This is a genomic window from Baekduia sp. Peel2402, assembly GCF_052567285.1.
Genome location: NZ_CP199582.1, coordinates 4,449,731 through 4,473,224 on the forward strand (window position 1 = coordinate 4,449,731; position 23,494 = coordinate 4,473,224).

The 23,494-nt window shown below is 71.4% G+C and carries 21 protein-coding genes; 12 read left to right on the top strand and 9 right to left on the bottom strand.

Translation table 11 applies throughout. From position 1 onward, the window contains the following. The first annotated feature begins 4 nt into the window (after positions 1 to 4). Complete coding sequence (locus tag ACT01A_RS21775) at positions 5 to 886, top strand: glycosyltransferase family 2 protein (RefSeq protein WP_445149202.1); 882 nt, start codon at positions 5 to 7, stop codon at positions 884 to 886. 127 nt (positions 887 to 1,013) lie between these two features. Here ACT01A_RS21775 and ACT01A_RS21780 read toward each other — a convergent pair whose 3' ends face one another. Next, complete coding sequence (locus tag ACT01A_RS21780) at positions 1,014 to 1,841, bottom strand: acyltransferase (protein WP_445149203.1); 828 nt, start codon at positions 1,839 to 1,841, stop codon at positions 1,014 to 1,016. A 56-nt stretch (positions 1,842 to 1,897) separates the two neighbouring features. On the opposite strand from ACT01A_RS21780, the gene ACT01A_RS21785 reads away from it, so the two are divergent. Together ACT01A_RS21785 and ACT01A_RS21790 are read left to right on the top strand one after the other, a co-directional pair. Beyond that, the gene (locus ACT01A_RS21785; RefSeq protein WP_445149204.1) at positions 1,898 to 2,716 is read left to right on the top strand and encodes a hypothetical protein; all 819 of its coding nucleotides are present in this window, start codon (positions 1,898 to 1,900) and stop codon (positions 2,714 to 2,716) included. Between the two features lie 18 nt (positions 2,717 to 2,734). Next, the gene (locus ACT01A_RS21790; RefSeq protein WP_445149205.1) at positions 2,735 to 3,493 is read left to right on the top strand and encodes a hypothetical protein; all 759 of its coding nucleotides are present in this window, start codon (positions 2,735 to 2,737) and stop codon (positions 3,491 to 3,493) included. A gap of 12 nt (positions 3,494 to 3,505) precedes the next feature. On the opposite strand, the gene ACT01A_RS21795 is transcribed toward ACT01A_RS21790, so the two are convergent. Further along, on the bottom strand, positions 3,506 to 4,150 hold the full coding sequence (locus ACT01A_RS21795; RefSeq protein WP_445149206.1) for a pyridoxine/pyridoxamine 5'-phosphate oxidase: 645 nt from the start codon (positions 4,148 to 4,150) through the stop codon (positions 3,506 to 3,508). 53 nt (positions 4,151 to 4,203) lie between these two features. On the opposite strand from ACT01A_RS21795, the gene ACT01A_RS21800 reads away from it, so the two are divergent. Beyond that, complete coding sequence (locus ACT01A_RS21800; RefSeq protein ID WP_445149207.1) at positions 4,204 to 4,839, top strand: FMN-binding negative transcriptional regulator; 636 nt, start codon at positions 4,204 to 4,206, stop codon at positions 4,837 to 4,839. On the opposite strand, the gene ACT01A_RS21805 is transcribed toward ACT01A_RS21800, so the two are convergent. Genes ACT01A_RS21805 through ACT01A_RS21820 form a run of 4 tightly spaced genes read right to left on the bottom strand, consistent with a single transcriptional unit; the run spans position 4,823 to position 10,210 of the window. Next, on the bottom strand, positions 4,823 to 5,950 hold the full coding sequence (locus ACT01A_RS21805) for an acyltransferase family protein (protein ID WP_445149208.1): 1,128 nt from the start codon (positions 5,948 to 5,950) through the stop codon (positions 4,823 to 4,825). The genes ACT01A_RS21800 and ACT01A_RS21805 overlap by 17 nt on opposite strands. A 1-nt stretch (position 5,951) precedes the next feature. Further along, a complete protein-coding gene (locus tag ACT01A_RS21810; protein ID WP_445149209.1) occupies positions 5,952 to 8,165 on the bottom strand; it encodes a hypothetical protein in 2,214 nt (737 codons plus the stop codon). Continuing rightward, complete coding sequence (locus ACT01A_RS21815) at positions 8,165 to 9,370, bottom strand: glycosyltransferase family 4 protein (RefSeq protein WP_445149210.1); 1,206 nt, start codon at positions 9,368 to 9,370, stop codon at positions 8,165 to 8,167. Before ACT01A_RS21815 ends, ACT01A_RS21810 begins: the two co-directional genes overlap by 1 nt. A 3-nt stretch (positions 9,371 to 9,373) precedes the next feature. Further along, a complete protein-coding gene (locus ACT01A_RS21820) occupies positions 9,374 to 10,210 on the bottom strand; it encodes a hypothetical protein (RefSeq protein WP_445149211.1) in 837 nt (278 codons plus the stop codon). 57 nt (positions 10,211 to 10,267) lie between these two features. On the opposite strand from ACT01A_RS21820, the gene ACT01A_RS21825 reads away from it, so the two are divergent. After that, positions 10,268 to 11,836 (top strand): hypothetical protein, encoded by a 1,569-nt coding sequence (locus ACT01A_RS21825; RefSeq protein ID WP_445149212.1) that lies wholly within the window; start codon positions 10,268 to 10,270, stop codon positions 11,834 to 11,836. A gap of 20 nt (positions 11,837 to 11,856) precedes the next feature. On the opposite strand, the gene ACT01A_RS21830 is transcribed toward ACT01A_RS21825, so the two are convergent. Then, positions 11,857 to 12,852 carry a sugar phosphate nucleotidyltransferase gene (locus ACT01A_RS21830; RefSeq protein ID WP_445149213.1) on the bottom strand — a complete coding sequence of 332 codons (996 nt, stop codon included), beginning with the start codon at positions 12,850 to 12,852 and terminating at the stop codon, positions 11,857 to 11,859. 158 nt (positions 12,853 to 13,010) lie between these two features. Here ACT01A_RS21830 and ACT01A_RS21835 point away from each other — a divergent pair, with 158 nt between their 5' ends. From ACT01A_RS21835 to ACT01A_RS21855, 5 genes are all read left to right on the top strand, one after another. Further along, positions 13,011 to 13,637: a response regulator transcription factor gene (locus tag ACT01A_RS21835; protein ID WP_445149214.1), complete on the top strand. Its 627-nt coding sequence runs from the start codon at positions 13,011 to 13,013 to the stop codon at positions 13,635 to 13,637. A 73-nt stretch (positions 13,638 to 13,710) separates the two neighbouring features. Continuing rightward, positions 13,711 to 14,739, top strand: coding sequence for an NAD-dependent epimerase/dehydratase family protein (locus ACT01A_RS21840; RefSeq protein WP_445149215.1), 1,029 nt, complete (start codon positions 13,711 to 13,713; stop codon positions 14,737 to 14,739). A 2-nt stretch (positions 14,740 to 14,741) separates the two neighbouring features. Further along, entirely contained in the window at positions 14,742 to 15,878 is a 1,137-nt protein-coding gene (locus ACT01A_RS21845; RefSeq protein ID WP_445149216.1) for a DegT/DnrJ/EryC1/StrS family aminotransferase, read from the top strand. 36 nt (positions 15,879 to 15,914) lie between these two features. After that, positions 15,915 to 16,634, top strand: a complete 720-nt coding sequence (locus tag ACT01A_RS21850; RefSeq protein WP_445149217.1) for a sugar transferase — start codon at positions 15,915 to 15,917, stop codon at positions 16,632 to 16,634. Between the two features lie 4 nt (positions 16,635 to 16,638). Next, positions 16,639 to 17,859 carry a glycosyltransferase family 4 protein gene (locus tag ACT01A_RS21855; protein WP_445149218.1) on the top strand — a complete coding sequence of 407 codons (1,221 nt, stop codon included), beginning with the start codon at positions 16,639 to 16,641 and terminating at the stop codon, positions 17,857 to 17,859. Here the strand turns inward: ACT01A_RS21855 and ACT01A_RS21860 are convergent. After that, complete coding sequence (locus tag ACT01A_RS21860) at positions 17,856 to 19,454, bottom strand: hypothetical protein (protein WP_445149219.1); 1,599 nt, start codon at positions 19,452 to 19,454, stop codon at positions 17,856 to 17,858. The two genes, ACT01A_RS21855 and ACT01A_RS21860, sit on opposite strands and share 4 nt — an antisense overlap. Before the next feature lie 145 nt (positions 19,455 to 19,599). Further along, a complete protein-coding gene (locus tag ACT01A_RS21865) occupies positions 19,600 to 20,298 on the bottom strand; it encodes an acyltransferase (protein WP_445149220.1) in 699 nt (232 codons plus the stop codon). Positions 20,299 to 20,422: 124 nt separating this feature from the next. On the opposite strand from ACT01A_RS21865, the gene ACT01A_RS21870 reads away from it, so the two are divergent. Beyond that, positions 20,423 to 21,856, top strand: coding sequence for a hypothetical protein (locus ACT01A_RS21870; RefSeq protein WP_445149221.1), 1,434 nt, complete (start codon positions 20,423 to 20,425; stop codon positions 21,854 to 21,856). After that, positions 21,829 to 23,436 carry a glycosyltransferase family 39 protein gene (locus ACT01A_RS21875; protein ID WP_445149222.1) on the top strand — a complete coding sequence of 536 codons (1,608 nt, stop codon included), beginning with the start codon at positions 21,829 to 21,831 and terminating at the stop codon, positions 23,434 to 23,436. The genes ACT01A_RS21870 and ACT01A_RS21875 overlap by 28 nt, the downstream gene beginning before the upstream one ends. The last annotated feature ends 58 nt before the right edge of the window (positions 23,437 to 23,494 follow it).

The window sequence follows — 23,494 nt, forward strand, 5'->3', positions numbered from 1 at the left end:
TTCCATGATCGACGCGGTCGTCGTGTCCTATAACAGCCGGGACACACTACGGGCAGCGGTCGAGCCGTTGCTCGCGCTGCCCGGCGTCGACGTGACCGTCGTCGACAACGCGTCGTCGGACGGGTCGTTGGAGTCGATCGCCGATCTCGACGTTCGTGCATTGGAGTCTGGGCGCAACGGCGGGTTCGGGTTCGGCTGCAACCTCGGCGCAGCGGCCGGCGACGCCGAGTACGTGTTGTTCATTAACCCGGACGCGCGCATCTCCGCCGACGACCTCGCGCGGCTGTCGGCGGTCCTGGACTCGTCGCCGTCGGTCGGACTCGTCGGCCCGCAGCTGCGCGAGGAGGACGGCGCGCTGATCCCGAGCATGCGCCGCTACCAGCGCCTGGGCTCGACCTGGGCGACCGCGCTCTTCCTGCACCGCTTCGTCCGCCGCGCGGCGTGGGCGAACGAGATCATCCACGAGGAGTCTGCGTACTCCGCGCCCGCCTCGCCGGAGTGGCTCTCTGGCGCCTGCATGCTCGTTCGGAGATCGGTCTTCGAGGCCCTCGGCGGCTTCGACGAGCGCTTCTTCCTCTACTGCGAGGACATGGACCTCTGCCGCCGCGTCTGGGCCAGCGGCTCCGAAGTCCGCTACGAGCCGGCCGCGACCGCGCGCCACGAAGGCGGCCACTCAGCACCTCGCACCAGCCTCTTCGCGATCCTCGCCGAGAGCCGTACCGCCTTCGCCCGCAAGCACTCCGGCATCGCCATCGCGATGCTCACGCGACTGGGCCTCGCCGTCCACGCAGCCACCCACGCTCTCGTCGCCTCCGCCGCCCGCCGGCCCGCCCACCGCCAAGGCAACGTCGCCGCCCTCCGCGCCGTCGTCCGCGCCCGCGGCTGACGCCTGCGCTTCGCTCCACGCGCCCTCGACGCCTGCGCTTCGCTCCACGCGCCCTCGACGCCTGCGCGAGACGCGGGTCGTTTTAGCGTCGCATAGCGACGCTCAAGCGACCCGGAGCGGGGCGGGGCTAGAGCTCGCGGATGACGCGCGCCGGGTTGCCGGCGGCGATGACGCCGGCGGGGATGTCGGAGGTGACGATGGCGCCGGCGCCGAGGACGGAGTCGGCGCCGATCGTGACGCCCTTGAGGATCTTCACGCCCATGCCCACGAAGATGTTGGGGCCGATCTCGACGGGGGCGAGGCGGGGTGTGCCGGTGCGGCGGCGGTCGGGATGGAGGTCGTGGAAGTTCGAGTCGAAGATCTGGACTTCGGCGCCGAAGAGGCCGTCGGCGCCGACCGAGATGCCCGCGCCCTCGGACTTGATGAAGGTGTTGTTGTTGAACTCGACGCGATCGCCGAGCTCGATCCGGGAGTGGGGGAGGGCGGCCTCGACGTGGCAGTAGCCGGTGTAGAAGTAGGGCGAGCGGCGCCAGCCGAACTGGACGTCCTCGCCCAGGACGACCTCGCCGGGACCGACCCAGAGGACCGGCTGCAGCACCCGCGGCGCGGGCCCGTGGACCCTCCGGCACGTCGACAGCACGCGGTACTTGAGGATCCGCGGGTTCTGGGCGGCGGCCTCGATCGCGGGGCGGACGTGGCGGCGCGCCAGCTCGCGGGCGACGGCCTTAGGGCCGCGGCCGCGTGACGCGCTCGGCTCCGCGGACGCCGGCGGCACGTCGCCCTCCGGCGGCAGCGCGCCGGTCGCGCGCAGGCCATCGATCGCGGCCTCGTCGCCCGGCCGCTGCGCGAGCACCTCGCGGTAGAGGATCTCGGCGGCGTCCAGCCGGCCGGCCTGGCGGTGCTCCTGGGCCTGCGCGAGCGTGCGCGTGACGAGGGGGTGCGCGTCGTCGGTCATCTGCATAAAGAACGCGCGCCCGGAAGTTCCCCTTCCGTTGCCACGTTGCATGAGTAGTGCAACTGGGCAAGCACCTCCGAGAACTGTGGCAGCTGCGCGTAGGCGTGGTCGTCAGCCTGCTCGTCGCCAGCCTCGCCGCCGCGTGGAGCGTCGGCCGGATCGGCGTCGTGCCGCCCAGCTTCACCCCGCGGCACCTGGAGATCTCAACCGCGTCGACGCGCGCGCTAGTCGACACGCCGAAGTCCACGGTCCTGGACCTCGACGTCAACACCTACGCGTTCACCGCGATCACCAACCGCGCGCTGCTGGTCGGCAACATCATGGCCAGCGCGCCCGTCCGCCGCTACATCGCGCGCCGCGCGAACCTGCCGGCCGACGTGCTGCGGATCACCTCGCCGGTGACGGTCGACTTCCCGCGCCCGCTGGCGAGCGCCGGCAAGCGCAAGACCTCAGACATCCTCAAGTCAACCGACGAGTACCGCCTGAACATCCAGGCCAACCCGACGGTGCCGATCGTCGACGTCTACGCCCAGGCGCCGACCCCGCGCGAGGCCGAGCAGCTGGCCAACGGCGCGATCGACGGCATGCGTGACTACCTCCACGACCTCGCCGCGACGCAGAAGATCCCGGTCTCCAAGCAGGTCCACATGGAGCAGCTCGGGCGCGCCAAGGGCGGGATCATCGATCCGGGCATCAGCGTCAAGGTCGCGGGCCTGTCGTTCTTGTTGGCCTTGCTGGCGTCGAGCATGATGGTGCTGTGGGTCGTGCGGATCCGCCGCGGCTGGCGTGATGAGGCCCAGCAGGAGCGGCTGCGCGACCTGGCGGTTCCCTCTGGCGGCTGGCCGGTGGCCGAGCCGCTGCACGAGGACCGCTGAGCGGGCGAGGGGACTGGCGTGGAGATCATCTCCATCCTGCGCGTCATGCGCCGCCACCGCTGGGCGATCGCGGCCGGCCTGCCGATCGCCGCGCTCATCGGGTTGTCCATGCTCTACAACCTGAGCTTCTTCCCGCCGAAGCTCGGCAGCAAGGAGCGCACGTCAGCGACCGCCGCGGCGCGCGTGCTGATCAGCCAGCCCGACCTCTCGACCTTCACGCTGGACAGCGACTCCCACCAGACGCTGCCGACCCGCGCGATCCTGCTGGCGGATCTGCTGATGACCGACGTCGCCCGCGTCGAGATCGCCCGCGACGCCGGCATCGACCCCGAGCAGCTGACGATCCTCGGCCCGGAGACCGGTCCCTCGCCGCTGGAGATCACCCTGGCGACCGAGGCGACCGCGGCCGCCGCCGCGCCGAATGGGCCCTACCTGCTGACCGCCGCCGCCGACGGCCACATCCCGATCATCACCTTGCGCGGCTTCGCCCCTGACGCGCACACGGCGGTTCGCCTCACCTCTGCGGCCAACCGCACCCTTCGCCGCACCGTCGCCGCCAAGTCCGGCACGATGCCCAACCTGATCACCGACCGCCTCGGCGTCCCGACCGCAAAGGTCATCGTCGACGGTCCCAAGAAGGCGATGGCTGCCATCGCCTTCTTGGTGTTCTTCACCTTCTGGGCGACCGCGGTCATCATCTTCTTCGCGCTGCGCGCCCGCCGCCGGCCCAAGCCAGACCTAGACCCTCCGGCCTGGCTGATGCTGGATGCGGCGTAACCGCCGTCGCTCCTAGGGCCAGAGCCGCTCGGTCGTCCACCCGGCGCCGTCGGCCTCGCGCAGGTATCGCAGCCGGACGTGGCGGCGCTCGGCGTCGGCCTGCCAGAACTCGACCTCGTCGGCGACGACCTCGTAGACGGTCCAGTGCTCGGCGACGAGGTCGGCTGGTGGCACCTCGAGCTCGGGCAGCTCGCCCACGAGCGGCTGGCTCTGGCGCGCGAGCAGCGCCTCGGCGCGCGCGGCCGGTCCACGCGCCAGGAAGTCTTGGGCGCTGACGTCCGCCTCGGCGGCCACGACGGCGCCGCGAACGCGGATCTGGCGCCCGCGGGCCGGCCAGTAGAAGGTCAGCGCCGCGGCGGCGGTCGCGGCCAGCTCGCGGCCCTTGACGCTGAGGCCGCTGGAGGCAAAGCGCCAGTGGCCGTCGGCGATGCCCTTGAGGATCAGCACGCGCGCGTTGGGGCGGCCGTCGGTGCCGATGGTGCTGATCGTCATCGCGTGCGGCTCCGCCACCCCGTGGTCAATGGCCTCCTCCAACCACTCGGCGAAGAGCAGCGCCGGATCATCGGGTGCGCCGGACGGGTCGAACGCCGGCAGCGCGAGGTCGAAGACGGGCAACGCGCGCAGCCGCGCGGCGAGGTCGTGGCTCGGGGCGGTCACGCACTCGATGGTGTCCGATCCCACGCGCCGATGCCAACCGCATACTGCGGGACATGCGTCACAGTCCTCATCACGTCGTCACCGACCCGGAGGTCGTTCGCCGGCTGATCGACGAGCACCCGTGGGCGACGCTGGTCAGCGTCAATGACGGCGAGCCAGTCGCCTCGCACTACCCCGTGCTGCTGGACGACCGCGACGACGACCAGCTCGCGGTGGTTACGCACGTCGGCCGGCCCGATGACCAAGTCCATGGCTTTGGACCCGGCAACGAGATGTTGTTCATCTTCGCCGGACCGAGCGGCTACGTCTCACCGAGCTGGTACAGCCCGCTCGGCGTGCGCGCCCCGACGTGGAACTTCAGCGTGGCGCACTGCTACGGCGTCCCCGAGATCCTCGATCCCGACGAGAACGTGGCGGTGCTCACCCGCCTGGTCGCGCGCTTCGAGCAGCACGTCGACGCTCCCGTGTACCTCGACCCTGAGCTCGGCGCCAAGCTCGCGCCCGGCACGGTCGGCATCCGCCTGCCGATCACGCGGTTCGTGTGCAAGGTCAAGATGAGCCAGGACAAGGACCCGCAGAGCCAACAGCAGGTCCTTGAAGCGCTTCGCCGTCCCGGCCCTTACCAGCACCTCGCCCTCGCGGACGACATGGAGCGCGCGCTGGCGGAGGACGTCAGCGCTCGGCGCTGACGGGCACGGCCACCGGCGCCGGCTCGGGCGCCGGCTCGCGCCGCCGCCGCGGCAACGACAGGTTCTTCAACCGCAGCGCCGGCTCCTCGAGCAGGTACCAGCTCGCCGCCGCCGCGATCGTGGTGACCACGAGCGACACGAGCGCCAGCGACAGCCACGGCGACGGACCCAAAGAGGCGCCGTGGTGGTCGACCAGCCAGGCCATCAGCGTCACGTGGTACAGGTAGAGCCCGTAGGACACGGAGCCGAACCAGAGCAGCGGGCGGAAGCTCAGCACGCGGCCCGGGATCGAGCTCGCCGAAGGCGACAGCGCCGGCAGCACGATCAGCGGCGCGGCGATCAACATCAAGGCGTTGGAGGCGAGCACGGTGAGGTGGCCGGCGACGACCACGAGCACGAGCGCCAAGGCCCAGCACAACCCGCTGCGCGCCGTCAGCGCGGCCAGGAAGCGCGGCGGCTCGACGGTCCACAGCGCCAGCACCATGCCCGGGATGAACCAGACGAACGACGCCGGGAGCGTGTTGCCCCAGTGGTCGTGGATCGTCAACGCGCGGAAGCCGAAGGACAGCGCGGCCAGCGCGGCCAAGAAGAGGTACTCGTTGCGTAGCGACAGGCGGCGCGAGGCCACCGCGTACAGCGGCAAGGCGATGTAGAACGTCACCTCGACGCACAGCGTCCAGGCAACGGCCAGGCCGTTCAGCACCGTGTCGTCGGCGTAGACCTGCAAGAACCCGTAGTACTTCCACCAGTCTGCGGTCAGCACGCCGTGCAGCCCGGTCGTCAGCGCGAAGAACGTCAGCGCGGCCCAGTAGGCCGGGACGATGCGCAGGAAGCGACCGAGGCCGTAGCGGCCAACCGCCACCGGGCGCCCGCCGGTCCGCGCGGCGGCGGCAAACGGGCGGTAGAGCAAGAAGCCCGAGATCACGAAGAACACCGGCACGCCGATCCACAGCGCGTCCGACCACGACCGCAGCTCGCCGTTGCGCGCGTAGCTGCCGACCAGCCCCACGTGGAACAGCAGGACCGTGATCGCGGCGATCCCGCGGCAGGAGTCGATCAGCGGGAAGCGCGGGCGGACCGGCGCGGGCGCGGTGGACGTGGGCGACGTCATGTCAGTTGACCTCCGCCATGACCGGGATGCGATCCAGGTCCTCGGCGTCGTAGGGCGGCCGGGGCTCCGGCACCGGCGGGGCGCGGCGGACGACCTCGTCGCGACCGCCGGGGTCGTCAGACGGGTCGCTGCTCACCAACACGGCGAGGAACCCGGCCAGCGACATCAAGATGTAGGGGTCGTGCGGGAAGGAGGTCACGTCGAACAGGAACGCCAGCACCAGGAACGCCACCGCGGCAGCGGCGATCGCCAGCGCCGCCGGGCTCCACACGGGGTGCCGCGAGCGGATCGTCGCCCGCGCCGCGAAGACGATGAACAACAACATCGCAAAGAGCGACAACAAGCCGATCACGCCCGTGTCGACCAGCCGGCCGAGCACCTCGCTGTCCAGCACGCGGTAGGCGTTGTGGTCGTAGGTGCCGTAGCCGCGCCCGAAGAACAGGTGCGTCCACACGTCCGGGCGGACCGCGTCGTAGTCCGACGCGCGGTCGCTGACCGTGCTCACGCCCAACCGACTCGGCTTCAGCTGGAAGACGATCGCGCCCAAGGCCCCTGGTGACAGCGTGTGGATCGCGCCCAACCCCAAGACGCCGAGCGGCGCGAGCTTCAGCAGGTCGCCGCGGCGGAAGTAGGCGATCGTCAGGCAGACCGACAGCGGCGCCAGCAGCGCGCTCTTCCTATACGTGGAGATCGCCGCGGCCAAGAGCACGCACGCGGCCAAGGTGTACAAGATCTGCTTCTTGCGGTCGCCGCCGAGGATGCCCACCAGCGCCACCGGCAAAGCCATCGCCATCATCCCGACGGCCTCCAGCGGATGGTCTGTCGGCCCGCGCGTCAGGTGGCGCCCGATGTCGTCGATGTTGCCGCCCGTCGGCACGCCGACCTGGAAGACCGTCCCCAGCAGCTTGCCTGCGACGTCGTAGAACGGGTTGTACTCAAAGCGGTACTCCCAGATGATCCCGACCGCGCAGATCACCGACAGCCACAGCATGTACCTCAGGAAGTTCGGAACCTCGCTGCGGCGCACTGAGCTGGCGACGATCACGAAGAACATCACGTAGGACAGCAGCAGCGTGATCTTCTTGACCGCCAGCTCGAACTCCAGCTGGTGGTTCAAGGCATGCGCGTTGACCAGCACGCCGATCCCGACCACGGCCATGAACCCGAAGATCCCGATGTGGATCAGCGTCAGCCGCAGCTTCGGCGACTCGGGCCCGCCGATCGCCAGCGACAGGATCCACACCAGGAACAGCACCGGCAGGACGAGCCGGTCGAGCTTGGCGTCAAACGGCAGCGACACCCCGAGCTGGATCACGTTGAACGGGATCAGCCACAGGATCACCATGAAGAGCGCGATCAGCCACGGCATCACGCGCGTCGTGTGCGGCCATACGCCGAGCGTCGCGCCGGTCCGGCGCCGCGCCCGCGTCATCAGCGGCTCGCGCAGGAAAGCCGGCGTGCCGTCGTCGCCTGCGTGGGCGCGCCCGGCCGCGATCCAGCCGCGCCGCACCCGCGCCGCGCCGAGCAGCAAGGCCATCGACAACGCGAAGACGATCACGAACGACAGGCCGGCCATCGTCGGCCGCGTCTGCCCGCTGATCGCCCCGCCGCGCGCGTGCCCGAGCTGGATCAGCCGCACGCGCTGGTCCGGCGGCGTGCCCGCCGCGTCGGCCCGCGCGGTCAGGTATTCCTGCAGCGCCGCGACGGTCCCGTCGGCCAGCCGGATCGCGCCCTCGGGCGTCGGCGCCTGCGTGTACACGTTGAACGCCGCGTGTGCTGGGTTGGCCTGGACGTCGATCCGGTAGGGGCGCGGCATCTCCAGCAGGCGGCTCGACTGCTGCTCGCTGTCGGGCTCGCGCATCGCGGTCTGCACGCCCTCGGTCAAGCGCGTGATCGCCACGATCTCGCCGGGCGCGATCCCGGTGTGCTGCTGGATCAGGTCGAGCACCGGCGGCGTCGGGATCATGTTCCCGTACAACTCGGCGCGCTTGGTGAACGTCGCGAGCACGACGTCGATCTTGTCCTGGTCGACGAGCAGCGACGTCGGCGCGTCGACGACCACGTGCGTCGCGGCCGCGCCGATCCCGAGATGCCGCGGCTTGACGCCGGGCGGCGAGAGGCTGATCGTCGCGAGGCTCCAGAAGACGACGAGCGCGGCGACGACCACGCTGATGGCCATCGCGCCGGGAACCGTGAGCCGGCGGGGGCGGCGCATCACGCGGCGGCGCGGCCGGCCCGTCGCTCAGCGTGGTCGGCGACGACCTGCGCGTACACGTCGACCAGGCGCCGCCCGGCCGCCGTCCAGGTCAGGCCCGGCGCGTCGCGCAGCCCGGTCGCGCGCAGGCGCTCGAGCAGGTCGCGGTCGGCGTGCAGGGCGGTGAACTGGCCGCGGATCGCCTCGACGTCGCCGACCGCGTGCACGAACGCGTTGCGCCCGTCGACGCACTCGTCGGTGCACGCGTCGCTGACCATCGGCACCGCCCCGGACGCCATGCCTTCGGTGCAGACCAGGCCAAAGCCCTCCTCGATGCTCGGCAGCACCAGGACGTCGGCGGTGCGCATCAGCTCGGGCACGTCGGTGCGGTGGCCGAGCGCTTGGACGCTCGGGTGCGCCAGCAGAGGCGCCAGCGCCGCCTCGTACTCGGGCAGGAACTCGCCCGCGATCAGGAACGTGCCGTGCTCGCTGGCGGGCGACTGCAGCCACGCCTCCAGCGCGAAGTGCAGGCCCTTGCGGACCGCGCAGACGCCGACGAACAGCACGGTCAGCCCGTTGTTGCTGCGTCGCGGGCCGGCCGGCGGGTGAAAGAGGGTCTCGTCGACGCCGTAGATGTGGCGGACGAGCTGCGCGTCGTCGTAGCCGCGGTCGCGGAACGTCTTGACCACGAAGTCCGACGGGCACAGCAGCGCGTCGGCAAGGCGGTACTCCTCCTCCTCGAGCGCGAGGATGTCGGAGTTGTAAGCGTGCTCGTGGTCGGGCGGGAGCGTTACACCGAGGCGCTCGCCTTCGGCGCGCGTGACCTCGTAGGCGAAGCCCGTGTGCGCGTTGGGGCGCTCCAGCACCGTCGGGATTCCGAGCCGCCGCGCGATCTGCAGCGTGTGCTTGGCGCCCATCGGCCAGGCGTGGACGACGTCGATCTTGCTGGCCATCCGCGGCAGCGCCCGTGCGACAAGCCGGTCGTGCAGCGCCAGCGCGCGCATCCGGCCCAGCGGCTTGTAGGGGATCCGGATCGGTCCGCGCGCGAGCGTCGTGCGCACGTCGATGCCGTCGGGCAGCGGCCGCGCGACCGCGCCGGTCATGACCGTGAGCTCCGCGCCCGCCTCGGCGACGCCGGTCGCCTGGTACCACGCGGTCGTGCAGATCCGGGCCGCGCCGATCTTGTGCGGGAAGCTCTGCAGGACTCGGAGCGGGCGCTCGGACATGGGTTAGGACCTCCGCGTGATGTCGACGGCGGCCAGGCGCGCGACGGGTCCGGGCGGCTCCTCCAGCGCGCCCTCGTCTGGCAGCGCGGTGGCGCCGCGGCTCTCCAGCTCCTCGGCGCGGCGCCAGCCGCGGACCAGGGCGGAGGAGCCGACGATCGCGCCGCAGCCGAGCAGGAAGACCAGGACGCCGAAGATGAGGCCGATGATCGGCGAGGAACCGCGGCTGACGGTCGCCGCGCGCGCCGGCCCAAGCTCACGGACGACGACGCGGCGCCGCTCGGGCACGTTGTCAGAGCCGGCGAGCTGCTGAATATGGGCCTTCAGCTGGTCGATCGATGCGTTGGCGAGCTTCTCGGCGTCCTCGGCGCTGGGCGCCTGGGTGCGGACCGAGATGATCGGGATCTGGCCGGAGTCGACGTTGGCGATCGCGGACTTCAGGATGTAGGCGTGCTGGTCGTCCTTGACGGCGACCGCGCCCGAGGCGCCCGTCGTCGGGTCCGCCGAGGCGGTGATCAGCTTGTCGTTATCGATGCCCACCTGCGCGGCGATCTGGTCCTTGATCGGCGAGCTGGCGATGAGGCTGGCCAGCAGGCCGGCGCGGGCCGAAAGCGTCGCGATGTCGCTGCCGGTGTCGCCGCCGAGGTCGACGACCTGCGAGTTCGGCGTGTCGACGAGCGCGGTGATTGACCCGACGCCCACGTTGTAGTGGCGGCTCTCGAGCTTCGGGGGGAACCCGATGCGGTAGGCGAGCGACAGCGCGACGAGCACGCCGATGACGGCCATGAGGGCGACGAGTAGACGGTGGCGCCAGAGCAGGCGCAGAGCGGCGACGAGCTCCATGACCATTCAACGGGCCCGGAAGCCGTGTCCTTCCGCTCGCGTTGTATCCCGCAGAACATGACGCAGAGCACCGAGCACCGGATCGACGTCGCCGTGACGCCCGGCGACGCCCTCGCGGCGCGCCCGCGCCTGTTCGCGGCACTCCAGGAGGCCTTCCCGGTGCGGTTCGCCGCGCAGGGCGATGTCGCGCCGGACGCGCCGCTGCTGGCTTTCGCGCCGGCCGGCGGCCCGCTGCCCGACGCCGCGGCGCTGGGCGCGCCCGGCCGCCGTGCCGCCTTCGCCGTGATGGACGGCGACGCGCCCGGCGCCGCCGAGCCGGTCACGGTCGATCTGGCCGACGCGCCCGCGGTCGAGCCCAGCGTCCGCGGGATCGCGCTGGCCGACCGGGTCGCCGCCGAGCTGACGCCCGCGCCGGGCGAGCAGGTGCTCGCGGCCGCCGGCGCCGCCGCGGTCTGGACCGAGGCCGACGGCGTCCACCGCGTCGCGGCCGTCCTGCCCGAGCTGGCCGACGACGAGGTCCTCTACGCGCTGCTGTCGCGGCGCGCGATCGCCTCGGTCGCGCTCGTGCACTTCCTGCGCGCGATCTGCGGCTCGGCGATCACCCGCCGCCGCCCGCGCGCCGCGTTCGTCTTCGATGACCCCAACCTGCGCTGGCGCAGTTACGGCTTCATCGACTACCGGGCGCTGGTCGCCCACGCCGACATGCACGGCTACCACGTCGTGATGGCGATGATCCCGCTCGACGCGGCCGCCCGCGCGCACCGCGCGACCGCGCAGCTCTTCATCGAGCGCCGCGACCGGCTCTCGCTCGTCGTCCACGGCAACGACCACGTCCACAACGAGCTGCTGGCCCAGGAGGACGAGGCGCTCGCGCTGGCGACGGCTGCCCAGGCGCTGCGCCGCGTGGAGCGCTTCGAGCGCCGCAGCGGCGTGCCGGTCGACCACATCATGATGCCGCCGCACGGCCGCTGCTCGCGCGCGATGGCCCGCGCGCTGGCCGCCGTCGGCTTCGACGCGCTGTCGGCGATCCACCCGCTGCCGTGGACGGCCGAGCGCCCGGCCGAGCCGCCGCTGGCGGCCTGGCGCCCCGCGGACTTCGTCGGCGGCTGCGCGGTCATCCCGCGCACGCCGCTGACCTCGACGGTCGCCGATCTCGCGCTGCGCGCGTTCCTCGATCACCCGATGATCGTTTACGGCCACCACGAGGACGTCGCCGGCGGGCTGGACTCGTTGGCCGAGGCCGCCGCGCGCGTGAACCGCGTCGGCGACGTGGAGTGGCTGAGCGTGGGGGAGATCGCCCGCGGGAGCTTTGACGCGCGCACGCGTGAGGACGGCACGCTGGTCGTCCGTCCGTTCTCCGGCCGGGTCGCGCTGGACGCGCCCGCCGCCGCGGTCACCGTCGAGGAGCCGCCGCAGGCAGATGGCGAGCACGCGCTGGCCGGCTGGTCGGCCGACGGCGGCCCGCTGCGCGCGTTCGGCGAGGTCGGGGAAGGGCGCGAGCTGCGCCTGCACCCGGTCGGCGCGGTCGACGCCGCGACGGTCGCGGCACCCGCGTGGCGCCCGTGGCCGAAGCTGCGGCGGACGAGCACCGAGGTGCGCGACCGCGTGCTGGCGCTGAAGCCGTAGTCCTAGAACTACGGCAAGAACTACGAGAAGAGGACTTCGGCGCCGGGGCCGATCGACAGGCGCGTCGTCGCCGACGGCTTGCGGAACTCGCGCGCCACGCGCGCGCCCGCGCCGATCACCGACGACTCGATCCGCGTGCCGACGTAGCGCAGCTGAGCACGCGGCAGGACGATCGAGTGCTCGATCTCCGCGCCGTCGACCTCCACGCCCGCGCCGATCGACGTGTACGGCCCGACGTAGGCGTCGCGCAGCACGGCGTCCGGTCCGATGACCAGCGGTCCGCGCAGCGTCGAGGACTGCACGTCGGCGGTCGGGTGCACGGACACGGGGCCCTGCACGTCGCAGCCGGGCAGCGCCAGCTCCTCCATCGAGGCCGCCAGTTCCTTGAGCATCCGGCGGTTGCCGTCCAGCAGGACGTCGATGTCGCCGTGGCAGGGCAGGCAGCCTTCGACCGCCGTGATCCGCACGCGCCCGCCATGAGCGCGCACCTCGCTGATCGGGTTGGCGGCCGCGCCCGGGTGCTCGCGCAGCAGCGCCAGCGCCTGCGGGCTCAGCATGTAGCCGGGGGCAAGGTCTTGCAGCGACGACGGCTTGCTCGGCATCCGCAGCGCGAGCGCGTCGAGGCGGTCGTCGGAGAAGCTCGCGATGTGGCCGTTGAGCGGCATGTGCAGCAGCGCGTCGGCCTGGTGGACGAGCACGGGCTCGTCGGCGATGAAGCTCTCGCAGGTCGCCAGCGCGCCGCCGAGCTCGGCGGGCTCGTCGATCTCGGCGTAGCGCACGTCGAGGTTGAAGCGGCGGCCGTCGCCGACGGCGTCGCCGATCGCCCCACGCGAGGCGGGGTCGGTGACGATCGTGGCCTCCAGCAGGCCGGCGCGGCGCAGGCTCTCCAGGACGTGAAAGAGGATCGGGCGGTTCGCGAGCGGGAACAGGTGCTGCGGCCCATCGCTCACGCCCTGCCAGGAGGCGCGCGCGGTACCGCGGCTCCCGGTCAGGATCAGCGCCTTAGCGATCTTCATGCCGACATAACGGGCGGGCACTGCCCATTCGTCCACGCGAAATGTGGAAATGCGGGCCAAGCGGATTGCACTCCCGCTGCGCCCGGGCAGCGCGCCACGCTTTCTAAGAGTCGGGTGAGCGGCGCAAGCGCACGCCGGTCAGCGGCGTTACATCCGGCATGAGTGCCGTCGAGGACCTCGCGCTGGCCCGTTCGCCGCAGACGATCATCGCCCTGGGCGATGGCGTCGGCCGCGCGCAGGTCGCCTCCGTCCTGGACGCCGCGGGGCGCGCGCTGACCCACGCTCGGCCGGCCGAGGTGCCGACGCTGCCGGACGGCGCCGTCGCCGTCCTGGCCGCCGAAGGGCGGGCGCTGGACCGCGTGCGGGCACTGCAGGCCGTCCTCGACCTGCGGCCCGACTTGCTCGTCGTCTGCGTGATGCCCGACGACGCCACCAACGGCGTGCTGCGCCGGGCCGTCCAGTCGGGCGCGGTCGGGATCGTCCGCGAGCCGGATCTCGGCGTCGCGCTGGTCCCGACGCTGGAGGCGGTCATCGCCGGCCAGCTCTCGGTGCCGCTGGACATCGGCGCCGCGGTGGCGCCGCGCGCGCTGTCACACCGCGAGAAGGAGATCCTCGGCTTGGTCGCTGAGGGCTGCACCAACCGCGAGATCGCCACGCGCCTGTTCATCGCCGAGAGCACGGTCAAGACCCACCTGTCGTCCGCGTTCGAGAAGCTCGACGCGACCTCACGAACCGACGCGATCGAGCGCCTCCACGAGTTCGAGGCCGCCGCCCCGCACGCGTGAAGCGGCGCGCCGGGCGAGCCGCTTAGGCCGTTTGATCGGTCGAGCGGAAGATCGGCGCCGTCTGACCCGTTTCATGATCGTGCAGACGACCACGAACACGAACAAGGGCGCCCTCCAGGGCGATCGCGTCCTCGTCACCGGCGGTGGCGGCGCGATCGGGTCCAACCTGGTCGACCAGTTGGTCACGGCCGGCGCCGAGGAGATCGTCGTCCTGGACAACTTCGTCCGCGGGCGCCGCGACAACCTCGCCTGGGCGCTGGAGCACGGCCCGGTCACGCTCGTCGAGGGCGACATCTGCGATCGCGACCTGGTGCACTCGCTCACGGCCAGCAAGGACCTCGTCTTCCACCTGGCGGCGCTGCGCATCACGCAGTGCGCCGAGGAGCCGCGCCTGGCCAACGACGTGCTGGTCAACGGCACGTTCAACGTCATCGAGGCGGCGGCCGAGCACAAGGTGCGCAAGCTGATCGCGTCCTCCTCAGCTTCGATCTACGGGCTGGCGACCGAGTTCCCCACGCGCGAAGACCACCACCCGTACGACAACGACACGCTCTACGGTGCGGCCAAGGTCTACAACGAGCAGCTGCTGCGCAGCTTCCACGCCATGAAGGGCCTGGACTACGTCGCGCTGCGCTACTTCAACGTCTACGGCGAGCGCATGGACATCCACGGCCTCTACACCGAGGTGCTCGTGCGCTGGATGGAGCGGATCTCCGCCGGCGAGCCGCCGATCATCCTCGGCGACGGCAAGCAGACGATGGACTTCGTCTTCATCGCCGACATCGCGCGCGCCAACGTTCTGGCCGCCGCGGCCGACGTCACCGACGAGACCTACAACATCGCCTGCCAGACCGAGACGAGCCTGGGCGAGCTGGCCCAGATGCTGTTGAAGGTCATGAACTCCGACCTCGACGTCGAGTACGGCCCGCCGCGCGCGGTCAACGGCGTCACGCGTCGCCTCGCCGACATCTCCAAGGCCCGCGAGCAGCTTGGCTGGGTGCCGGAGATCGACCTCGAGGAGGGCCTGCGCCGCCTCGTCACCTGGTGGCGCGCCGAGCGCGAGCACGAGGGCGTCCAGCAGTCGCTGGCGAAGGCGAGCTGACCATGGAGGTCCCGTTCGCCAAGCCGACCTTGACCGGTGACGAGGGTGCCGCGGTCGCCGCGGTCATCGCCTCCGGCTGGGTCTCCCAGGGCCCCAAGGTCCAGGAGTTCGAGCGTCGTTTCGCCGAGCGCGTCGGCGCTGCCGAGGCGATCGCCGTCTCCAACTGCACGACCGCGTTGTCGCTGGCGCTCTACGCCGCGGGCGTCGGGCCGGGCGACGAGGTCATCGTCCCGTCGCTGTCGTTCATCGCGACCGCCAACTCGGTGTGGACGCTCGGCGCGACGCCGGTCTTCGCCGACATCGACCCGCTGACCTACAACTTGGACGTGGCCGCCGCCGAGCGCGCGATCACGTCTAAGACCAAGGCCATCATGCCGGTCCACCAGGTTGGCCTGCCCGCCGACATGGACGCGTTCTTCGCGCTGGCCGACGCGCACGGGTTGACGATCGTCGAGGACGCGGCCTGCGCGATCGGCGCCCACTACAAGGGCCGTCCAATCGGCTCGCTCGGTCCGTCGGCCTGCTTCTCGCTGCACCCGCGCAAGGTCATCACCACCGGCGAGGGCGGGATGATCACCACCCAGGACGTCGAGCTGGCCGCCCGCATGCGCAAGCTGCGCCAGCACGCGATGGACCTGTCTGACCTGCAGCGCCACGGCGCCAAGGGCGTGATTTTCGAGGGCTATCCCGAGCGCGGCTTCAACTACCGGATGACCGACATGCAGGCCGCGCTGGGCCTCTGCCAGCTCGACGCGCTCGACGGCATCCTCGCCGAACGCGCCCGTCTGGCCGAGCGCTACAACGCAGCGTTCGCGGCGGTCCCGTTCCTGGAGACGCCCTACGAGCCTGAGTACGCGCAGCGGACCTGGCAGTCCTACTGCGTGCGCGTCGCCCCGGGCGCGCCGGTCGAGCGGACCGAGTTGATGCAGTTGCTGCTCGACGACGGCGTTCCGACGCGCCGCGGTGTGATGGCGATCCACCACGAGGGCGCCTACCCGGGCGTCACCGCCGATCTCACGCACACCGAGGCGGCCGCCGCCGAGGTGCTGATGCTGCCGCTCTTCGCCGACCTGACCGACGCGCAGCAGGACCACGTCATCGAGCGCGTCGTGTCGCACTGCGCGGCGCTCGCCGCCTGAGCCACACCGATCGACCGGGAAAGGACCTCTGGGGGCATGGACGCGACCACCACGAGCACTACCGCCGCCCCTGCGACGGTCGGCGACGCTGCCGTCGCGGCGGAGCAGTTGCTGGTCGAGGCCCGCGCCGGGTCCTGGGCCTGCCGTGCGCTGGACATCTTCGTCTCGGCGATTCTGCTGATCTTGCTGGCGCCGCTGTTGGCGTTGCTGGCCGTGGCGATCCGCCTGGACTCGCGCGGCCCGGCGCTGTTTCGCCAGGTGCGGTATGGCCGTCGCCAGGTGCCCTTCACGGTCAACAAGTTCCGCACGATGTGGACCGACGCTGGCCACGAGCAGCACCGGCGCTTCGTCCAGCGGCTGATCGCCGGCGAGGACCCCGGCGAGGACGAGGGCACGCCCGGCTTCCGCAAGATCAAGCGCGACCCGCGTGTCACGCGCGTTGGCCACTACCTGCGCAAGTCGAGCCTCGACGAGCTGCCGCAGCTGTGGAACGTGCTCAAGGGCGAGATGTCGCTGGTCGGGCCGCGCCCGCCGATCCACTACGAGGTCGAGCACTACCCGGCGCACTGGTTCGGGCGCTTTGCCGTCAAGCCGGGGATCACCGGGCTGTGGCAGATCAGCGGCCGCTCGGAGCTGACGCTCGAGGAGATGATCGAGCTCGACCTCGAGTACGCACGCACGCGGTCGTTCTGGCTCAACCTGAAGATCCTGGTCCGGACGATCCCCGCGGTGCTGTTCGCGCGCGGCGCGGCCTGAGCGGATGCCCCGCGCGCTGCTGATCACCGAGAACGCGCCCGTCCCGTCGGACCGGCGCGTCTTCAACGAGGCGCGCGCGCTGCGTGACGCGGGCTGGGAGGTCGTGGTCGTCTGCGCGATGGGCGACGGGCGCGACGACGCGCCTCACGAAGTTCTTGAGGACATTGCCATCTACCGCTACCCGCTGGTTGCGGCCGCGGGCGGCCTGGTGGGCTACGCGCGCGAGTACCTGCAGGCGCTGTGGCGGATCCGGAAGCTGGCGCGGCGGCTGGCGCGCGAGCGGCCGTTTGACGTCGTCCACGCGGGCAACCCGCCGGACTTCCTGCTGGCCGCCGTGCGCTCGCTGCGCAAGCAGGGCACCAAGTTGGTCTTCGACCACCATGACTTGGTCCCGGAGCTCTACCAGGCGAAGTTCGGTGGGGGCAAGGGCATGATGTACCGGGTCGCGGTCGCGCTGGAGCGCGTGGCGTTCCGGATGGCCGACGTCGTGATCTGCACCAACGGCTCCTACCGCCGGGTCGCGCTGGAGCGCGGCGGTCGGGCTGCCGAAGACGTCTTCGTCGTGCGCAACGGCCCCGACCTGGCGCGCTTCCGGCCGGTCGACCCCGATCCGGCCTGGCGTCGCGGCCGCGCGCACCTGATCGGCTACCTCGGGATCATGGGCCCGCAGGACGGTGTCGACCACGCGATCCGCGCGCTGGCGGCGATCGCCGAGCGCGACGACTGGCAGGCGGTCTTCATCGGCGACGGCGAGTCGCTGCCCGACATGAAGGCCTTGGCCGTCGAGCTGGGCATCGCCGATCGCGTCGAGTTCGCCGGCTGGCGCTACGACGACGACATCCGCGCGATCCTCTCGACCTGCGACGTCTGCCTGGCTCCTGATCCGCCGAGCCCGCTCAACGACGTCTCGACGATGATCAAGATCCCCGAGTACCTCGCGATGGGGTGCGCGGTGGCGTCTTACGACTTGCCTGAGTCGCGCGTGTCGGCCGCCGACGCGGCGGTCTACGCGACGCCGGGCGACACGGCCGCGCTGGGCGCTGCGGTCGCGGCGCTGCTCGACGACCCGGCGCGGCGCGAGGCGATGGCGCTCGAAGGCCAAGCCGACGTGCGCGACCGTCTCGCCTGGCAGCACCAGGTCCCAGCGCTGCTGGCCGCCTACGCGCGGGCGACCGGCACCACGACGGCGCCGGTCCCCGAGCCCGTGACGGCTGGCGTCGCCTAAACGGCGGCGGTCGCCGTCAGCTTGCCCTTGCGTGACAGCACCTTGAGGGTGCCGGTCACGCGCACGGTCGTCCCGGAGCGATCCTTGATGCGCACCGTGATGTGCTTGGTCCCGGCCTTGCGGTAGATCACCGCGATCTGGCAGCCGCGGCGCGTGATGCCCTTGGCGATCGTCCACGAGCACTTGCGCCCGCCGGCCTTGGTCTTGGGCGCGGTCAGGATGATCTTCACGCCGACGCGCGGCGTCTTGGGCGTGAACGACCAGCGGGCGCGGATGCTCGCCTGATTGGCCGTCCCGGAGTCGGAGACCAGCGCCGTCGAGGTGCCGCCCGGCGTCGTGCCGTTCGCGCCGGTCGTCGTCCCGCCGGTCCCGGTTCCGGTCCCCGTCCCGGTGCCACCACCGCCGGTGCCGCCGCCCGTGCCGGGCGCGCCCGGAGGGCTGGTCACCGGCGGGACCGAGCTGTAGTTCACGCCGCGGTCGGCGCCGTCAGACGCGTTGCCCTTGCCCGGCGAGCCCGCCTTCAGCTCGTAGCCGGCGAACGTCGTCGGGGCGCTGCCGCCGGTGAAGACCGGCGTGCCGACGACCTGGCTGGTGCCGCTGGCCTTGCCCCGCACGCTGAACAGGTTGTAGGCGTTGGTGCACGCTGAGCAGCCGCTGGCGTTCAGCGAGCCGTTGATGACGATGTTGTCGCGCTGGACCATGTTGTGGTTGGGCGAGGGGTCGCCGCTGACCACGTAGGTGTTGATGTCGATGTTCTTGGTGGTGTTGTGGATGAACGTCGAGCCGTCGTGGTGGCCGAACTGCACGGCGGGCACATAGACGCCGCCGATCATCACGTTGTTGGCGATTACCTCATGGTCACCGCCGTCAGGCGCCATGAGGATCGTGTCGTTGTCGTGGAAGTAATTGCCGACGATCTGCGTCTGCGCCGAGCCGTAGAGCTGGATCGAGTCGACGTGGCGGTCGTAGCTGCCCTGCTTGATCCCCGCGAACTCGTTGCCCGGGCCGATCTTCACGCCGGTCGCCATGCCGATGATCTGCACGCCATCGGACTCGCCGCCATTGCCGAAGTGGCTGTTGGTGACCGCGAAGCCGATCGGAGCGGCCGCCTTGTTGCCGCTGCCGCGAACCGACAGGCGGCCCTCGTAGCAGTTGGCGCAGGCGTCGATCCCGTCGAACGTGACGTGGTCGAAGAGGATGTTGGCGTTGGCCATCGAGCTGCCGTCGACCGTGGCCTGGCCGGTGAAGCGGCTGTTGAGGACCTTGATGTCGTGGCTGCGGCCGCTGATCTCCATCCCGGAGAGCGTGACCCCGTCGAAGGTGATGTTCGCCGCGCCGTTGAGGACCGGGTGCACAGCGGCGGTCGCGCCGGCGGCGGCCTTCAGCGTGACCACGCCGGACTTCGAGCCGCCGTTGAAGTTCCCGTAATCGCCCGCGGCCAGGGTGATGGTGTCGCCAGCTTGGGCCGAGTTGAAGACGCTCGAAAGGTTCGAGGTCGAGGCGTTCAGGTTGGAGGCGGACGCGGGGTGGGCCTTCTGGCCCGCTCCGCAGGCGACGACGCACAGGGCGACCAACGCCAGGACAGCGCTTCTCATGAAGACGACTCCTAGGGACGACAGGGAACGTGCGCTGGACCGCGACACAGTCAACAGCCGGTGGCTCCTCACCTCCGGCCGGATACTCCCGCGCAGGGCCTTGTGCCCACTCGGCACGTCGATGAAGCCCTTGCGGTCCGACACACTAGCGCCAGTTCTCTAGAAGATCCTGTTCGCCGACTTCGCGCACGACCCTGCCCGGAACGCCCATCACCACTCCTCTTGGTGGTACATCGGCGGTCACCACGGCGCCCGCTGCGACGAACGCCTCGGCACCGACCTCGACCCCCGGCGTGAGCACCACGCCGCCACCGATTCGGCACGCACGCCGCAGAACCGCGCCCTTCAGCGCGTAGTTGTCGTCGTGGCGGTTCATGGTGTCGTCGTTGGTCGTCATCGCGCACGGGCCGACGAAGACGTCGTCCTCGACGACGCTGAAGCCCGTGATGTACACGGAGGTCTGGATCCGCACGCGGTCGCCGATGACGACGTCGTTGTCGATCGCGGAGCCGCGGCCGACGACGGTTCCGGCGCCGATCGTGGAGCGTTCGCGGATGAACGACTGGTCGCCGACGATCGAGCCGGCGCCGACCTTGGCCGAGGCGAAGACGATCGCCTGCGCGCAGATCGCGGCGCCGTCGCCGATGATCAGCGGGTCGTCGCCGACGGGCGCCGAGCCGCTGGTCGGGGCGAGCTTGGGGCGCTTGCCGAGGATCGCGCCGTCCTGGATGACGACGTCGTCGCCGATGATCACGCCGTCGTGGACGACGACGTTGGCGCCGAAGCTGACGTTGGCGCCGACCTGGGCGCTCGGGGAGAGCGTGAGGTTCACAGGGGATCCCATGGCGGGCGACCCTATATAGGGAAGGCGATGGGTACCAAGCCGTGGAAGGCGGCGCCCACGGCGCGTTGCGCTTCGTTAAGGCCGCACGGAAACCCGCCGCCCGCGGGCATACCCTCTCACCGCCGTGCTGGTCGATGAGCGTTCCGCTGCTTTGAAGGTCCCGACCGCGCCGTCTGGCACGGCGTTCGTCCGCGCGCGCCCGCGTCCGTGGACCCTCCTCGTGGGTGGATCGCTGCTGCTCGCGGCGCTGACGCTGCTGTTCCCCAGCGCACCGACCTACGACCCGTGGGCGTGGATCATCTGGGGCCGCGAGGTCGCCCACCTGGACCTGGTCACGACCGAGGGCCCGTCGTGGAAGCCGCTGCCGGTGATGTTCACCACGGTCTTCTCGCTGTTCGGCTCGTGGTCACCAGACCTCTGGCTGGTCGTGGCCCGCGCGGGCGCGATCGCCTCGGTCGTGCTCGCCTACGGCGTCGCGCGCCGGGTCGGCGGCGGCGTGGTCGGCGGCGTGATCGCGGCAGCGGCGCTGGGGATCGCTCCGTGGTGGATCCGCAACGCGGCGCTGGGCAACTCCGAAGGGCTGATCGTCGCGTTCCTGCTGGGCGCGATCGACCGGCACCTGGCCGGCGACCGGCGCTTCGCCTTCCTGCTGGCGGTCTGCGCGGGGCTGCTGCGCCCCGAGGCCTGGCCGTTCCTGGGGTTGTACGGGCTGTTCCTGCTGTGGACGCGCTCGGTCTCCTGGAAGCTGATCGTGGGCGCCGGGGTCGGCGTGCTGGCGCTCTGGCTGCTGCCGGAGTGGTGGGGGTCGGGCGACCTGCTGCGCGCCGCGCACCGCGCCAAGAACGTCAACGCGGGCGCGCCGACCTACGCCGACAACCCGGCGCTCGAGGTCCTCAACGACGCGGGCGACATGCTCACCGGGCCGTTGATGGTGGGGTTGGTCGCGGCGGCGGCGATGGTGATGGTCAAGCGGTCCCGACCGCTGGCGTGGCTGATCGCGATGTCGATCGCGTGGCTCGGGCTCGTCGCCTACATGACCCAGGACGGGTTCTCGGGCAACCAGCGCTACCTGATCGCGCCGGTCGCGCTGCTGATCGTGCTCGGCGGCGCGGGCGCCGGCTGGGTCGTGCACACGGTGTTGGGATGGCTGCGTGGGGCGGAGACCCGGCGGGGCGTCGTCGTCGCCCTCGCTGCGGTCGTCGCGGGCGTCGGCTTCATGGTCCCGAGCTTCCAGCGACTGGACCCGACGTTCACCGGGCTGAAGTGGCAGGCCGATCTGGCCGACCAGCTTCCGGGCCTGGTCGCGACGGCGGGCGGGGCGGATGCGCTGAAGCGCTGCGGCAACCCTTACACCGGGCCGTTCTTGGTGCCCTTGGTCGCCTGGCACCTGAACCTGCACACCGAGCAGGTTCAGTTGGCACCGCGCACGCCGGCCGTCGTCTTCCGAGTCAAGACCACCAACTTCTCGCGGGGCGCGGTGCCGTCGCTGCGCGACGTGGGCGCCGGCCGCACCCTGGCGACCAGCGACAAGTGGCGGATCGTGGCGGCCTGCGGGTGAGCGCGGTGGCGGGCGCGCCGGCGTCGTCCTCCTCGTTCTCCGCGGCGCGCGCGTTCGCCGCGCGGCGTCCCTGGCTGCTGCGGCTCGCGGGCCTGGCGGCGATCATGCTGCTGTCGGTCTCGCTGCGCACGCACGCGCTGACCGCGAAGTTCTGGATCGACGAGGGCCTGTCGGTCGGGATCGCGCACCACGGCTTCCTCGACATCCCGGGCGTCCTGCGCAAGGACGGCTCGCCGCCGTTGTACTACATGCTGCTGCACGTCTGGATGGGCGTGGTCGGCGGTGACGGCGAGGCACGCACGCATGCGCTGTCGGTCCTGTGCGCGACGCTGACGATTCCGGCGGCGTGGTTCGCGGGTCGGCGGCTGTTCGGCGAGCGCGCGGCGTGGGCCAGCGCGGCGCTGTGCGCGACGCTGCCGTTCCTGACGTACTACGCGCAGGAGACCAGGATGTACGCCTTGGTGGCGCTCCTGGGGACGTGCGCGTCGGGCGCGTTCGCCATCGCCTACGCGCGGCGCGAGCGCTGGGCGATCCCGCTGTTCAGCGTGCTCACGGCGCTGACCGTGTACGCGCACAACTGGGGGCTCTTCCTCGCGGTCGGGATGGGCGTGGCGTTCCTGGTGCTGTGGCGCACGGCGCCGGCCGAGGAGCGCGGCGCGTTCTTCAAGGACGGCGTCTACGGCTTCGGGTTGTTGTTGGTGCTGTACGCGCCGTGGATCCCGACGCTGTTGTTCCAGGCCAAGCACACGGGCGCGCCGTGGGCGGAAGCGCCGGACTTCAACGGGCTCTTGAACGGGGCGCAGAACCTCGTCGGCGGCGTCGAGACCTCGCTCTTGGTGTTGGTGATCGGCGTCGCGGGCGTGCTGACGCTGCGCGCCGGAGCGCAGCGCGAGCAGTGGCGCTCGGCGGTGGCGCTCGGCGTGGCGCTGTTGGCGGGGATCGGGCTGGCGTGGCTGTCCTCGCAGGCCTCTCCGGCGTGGTCGGTGCGCTACTTCAGCGTGTTCATCGGCCCGGCGCTGCTGCTGGCGGGCGCGGGCGTGACGCGCTTTGGCAAGGTCGGGCTGGTGGTCCTGGCGATCGTGCTGGTGCTGTGGCTCGACCCGCGCGAGCGGCAGTTGCGCAGCAAGAGCGACGCCTACCGCGTGGCGACGACGCTGAAGCAGACCGGGGCGATCCAGCAAGGCGACCTCGTCGTCGCCGTGCATCCCGAGTACGGCCCCGTGATGCGTTACTACCTCGGCGGCGGCTACCAGTGGGCCGACGCGCTGGGCAAGGTGTCCGACAACCGGATCTTCGACTGGCGCGACGCGCTTGATCGCTTCAAGGCCGCCGGGCCGAAGCGGACGCTGGCGACGCTCGAGCCGCTGGTCCAGCCGGGCCAGCGCCTGGTGCTGATCCTGCCGATCATCCGGACCGCGTCGTGGGGCGCCCCGTGGACGTCGCAGATCCGCAAGCGCTCGCCGCAGTGGGAGACCGCGCTGGATCGTTCGCCGGACTTCACCCGCGAAGGCCCGGTGCCGAAGTTCAAGCGCCGCGCGCTGCCGCGCGGCGTGCGCGCGGTCGTCTACGTGCGCAAGTAGCTCGTCGCCGGCGTCCCCAGGGAACGCCCAGCAAGGCTTCAGGGCAAGTTGAGCGGCG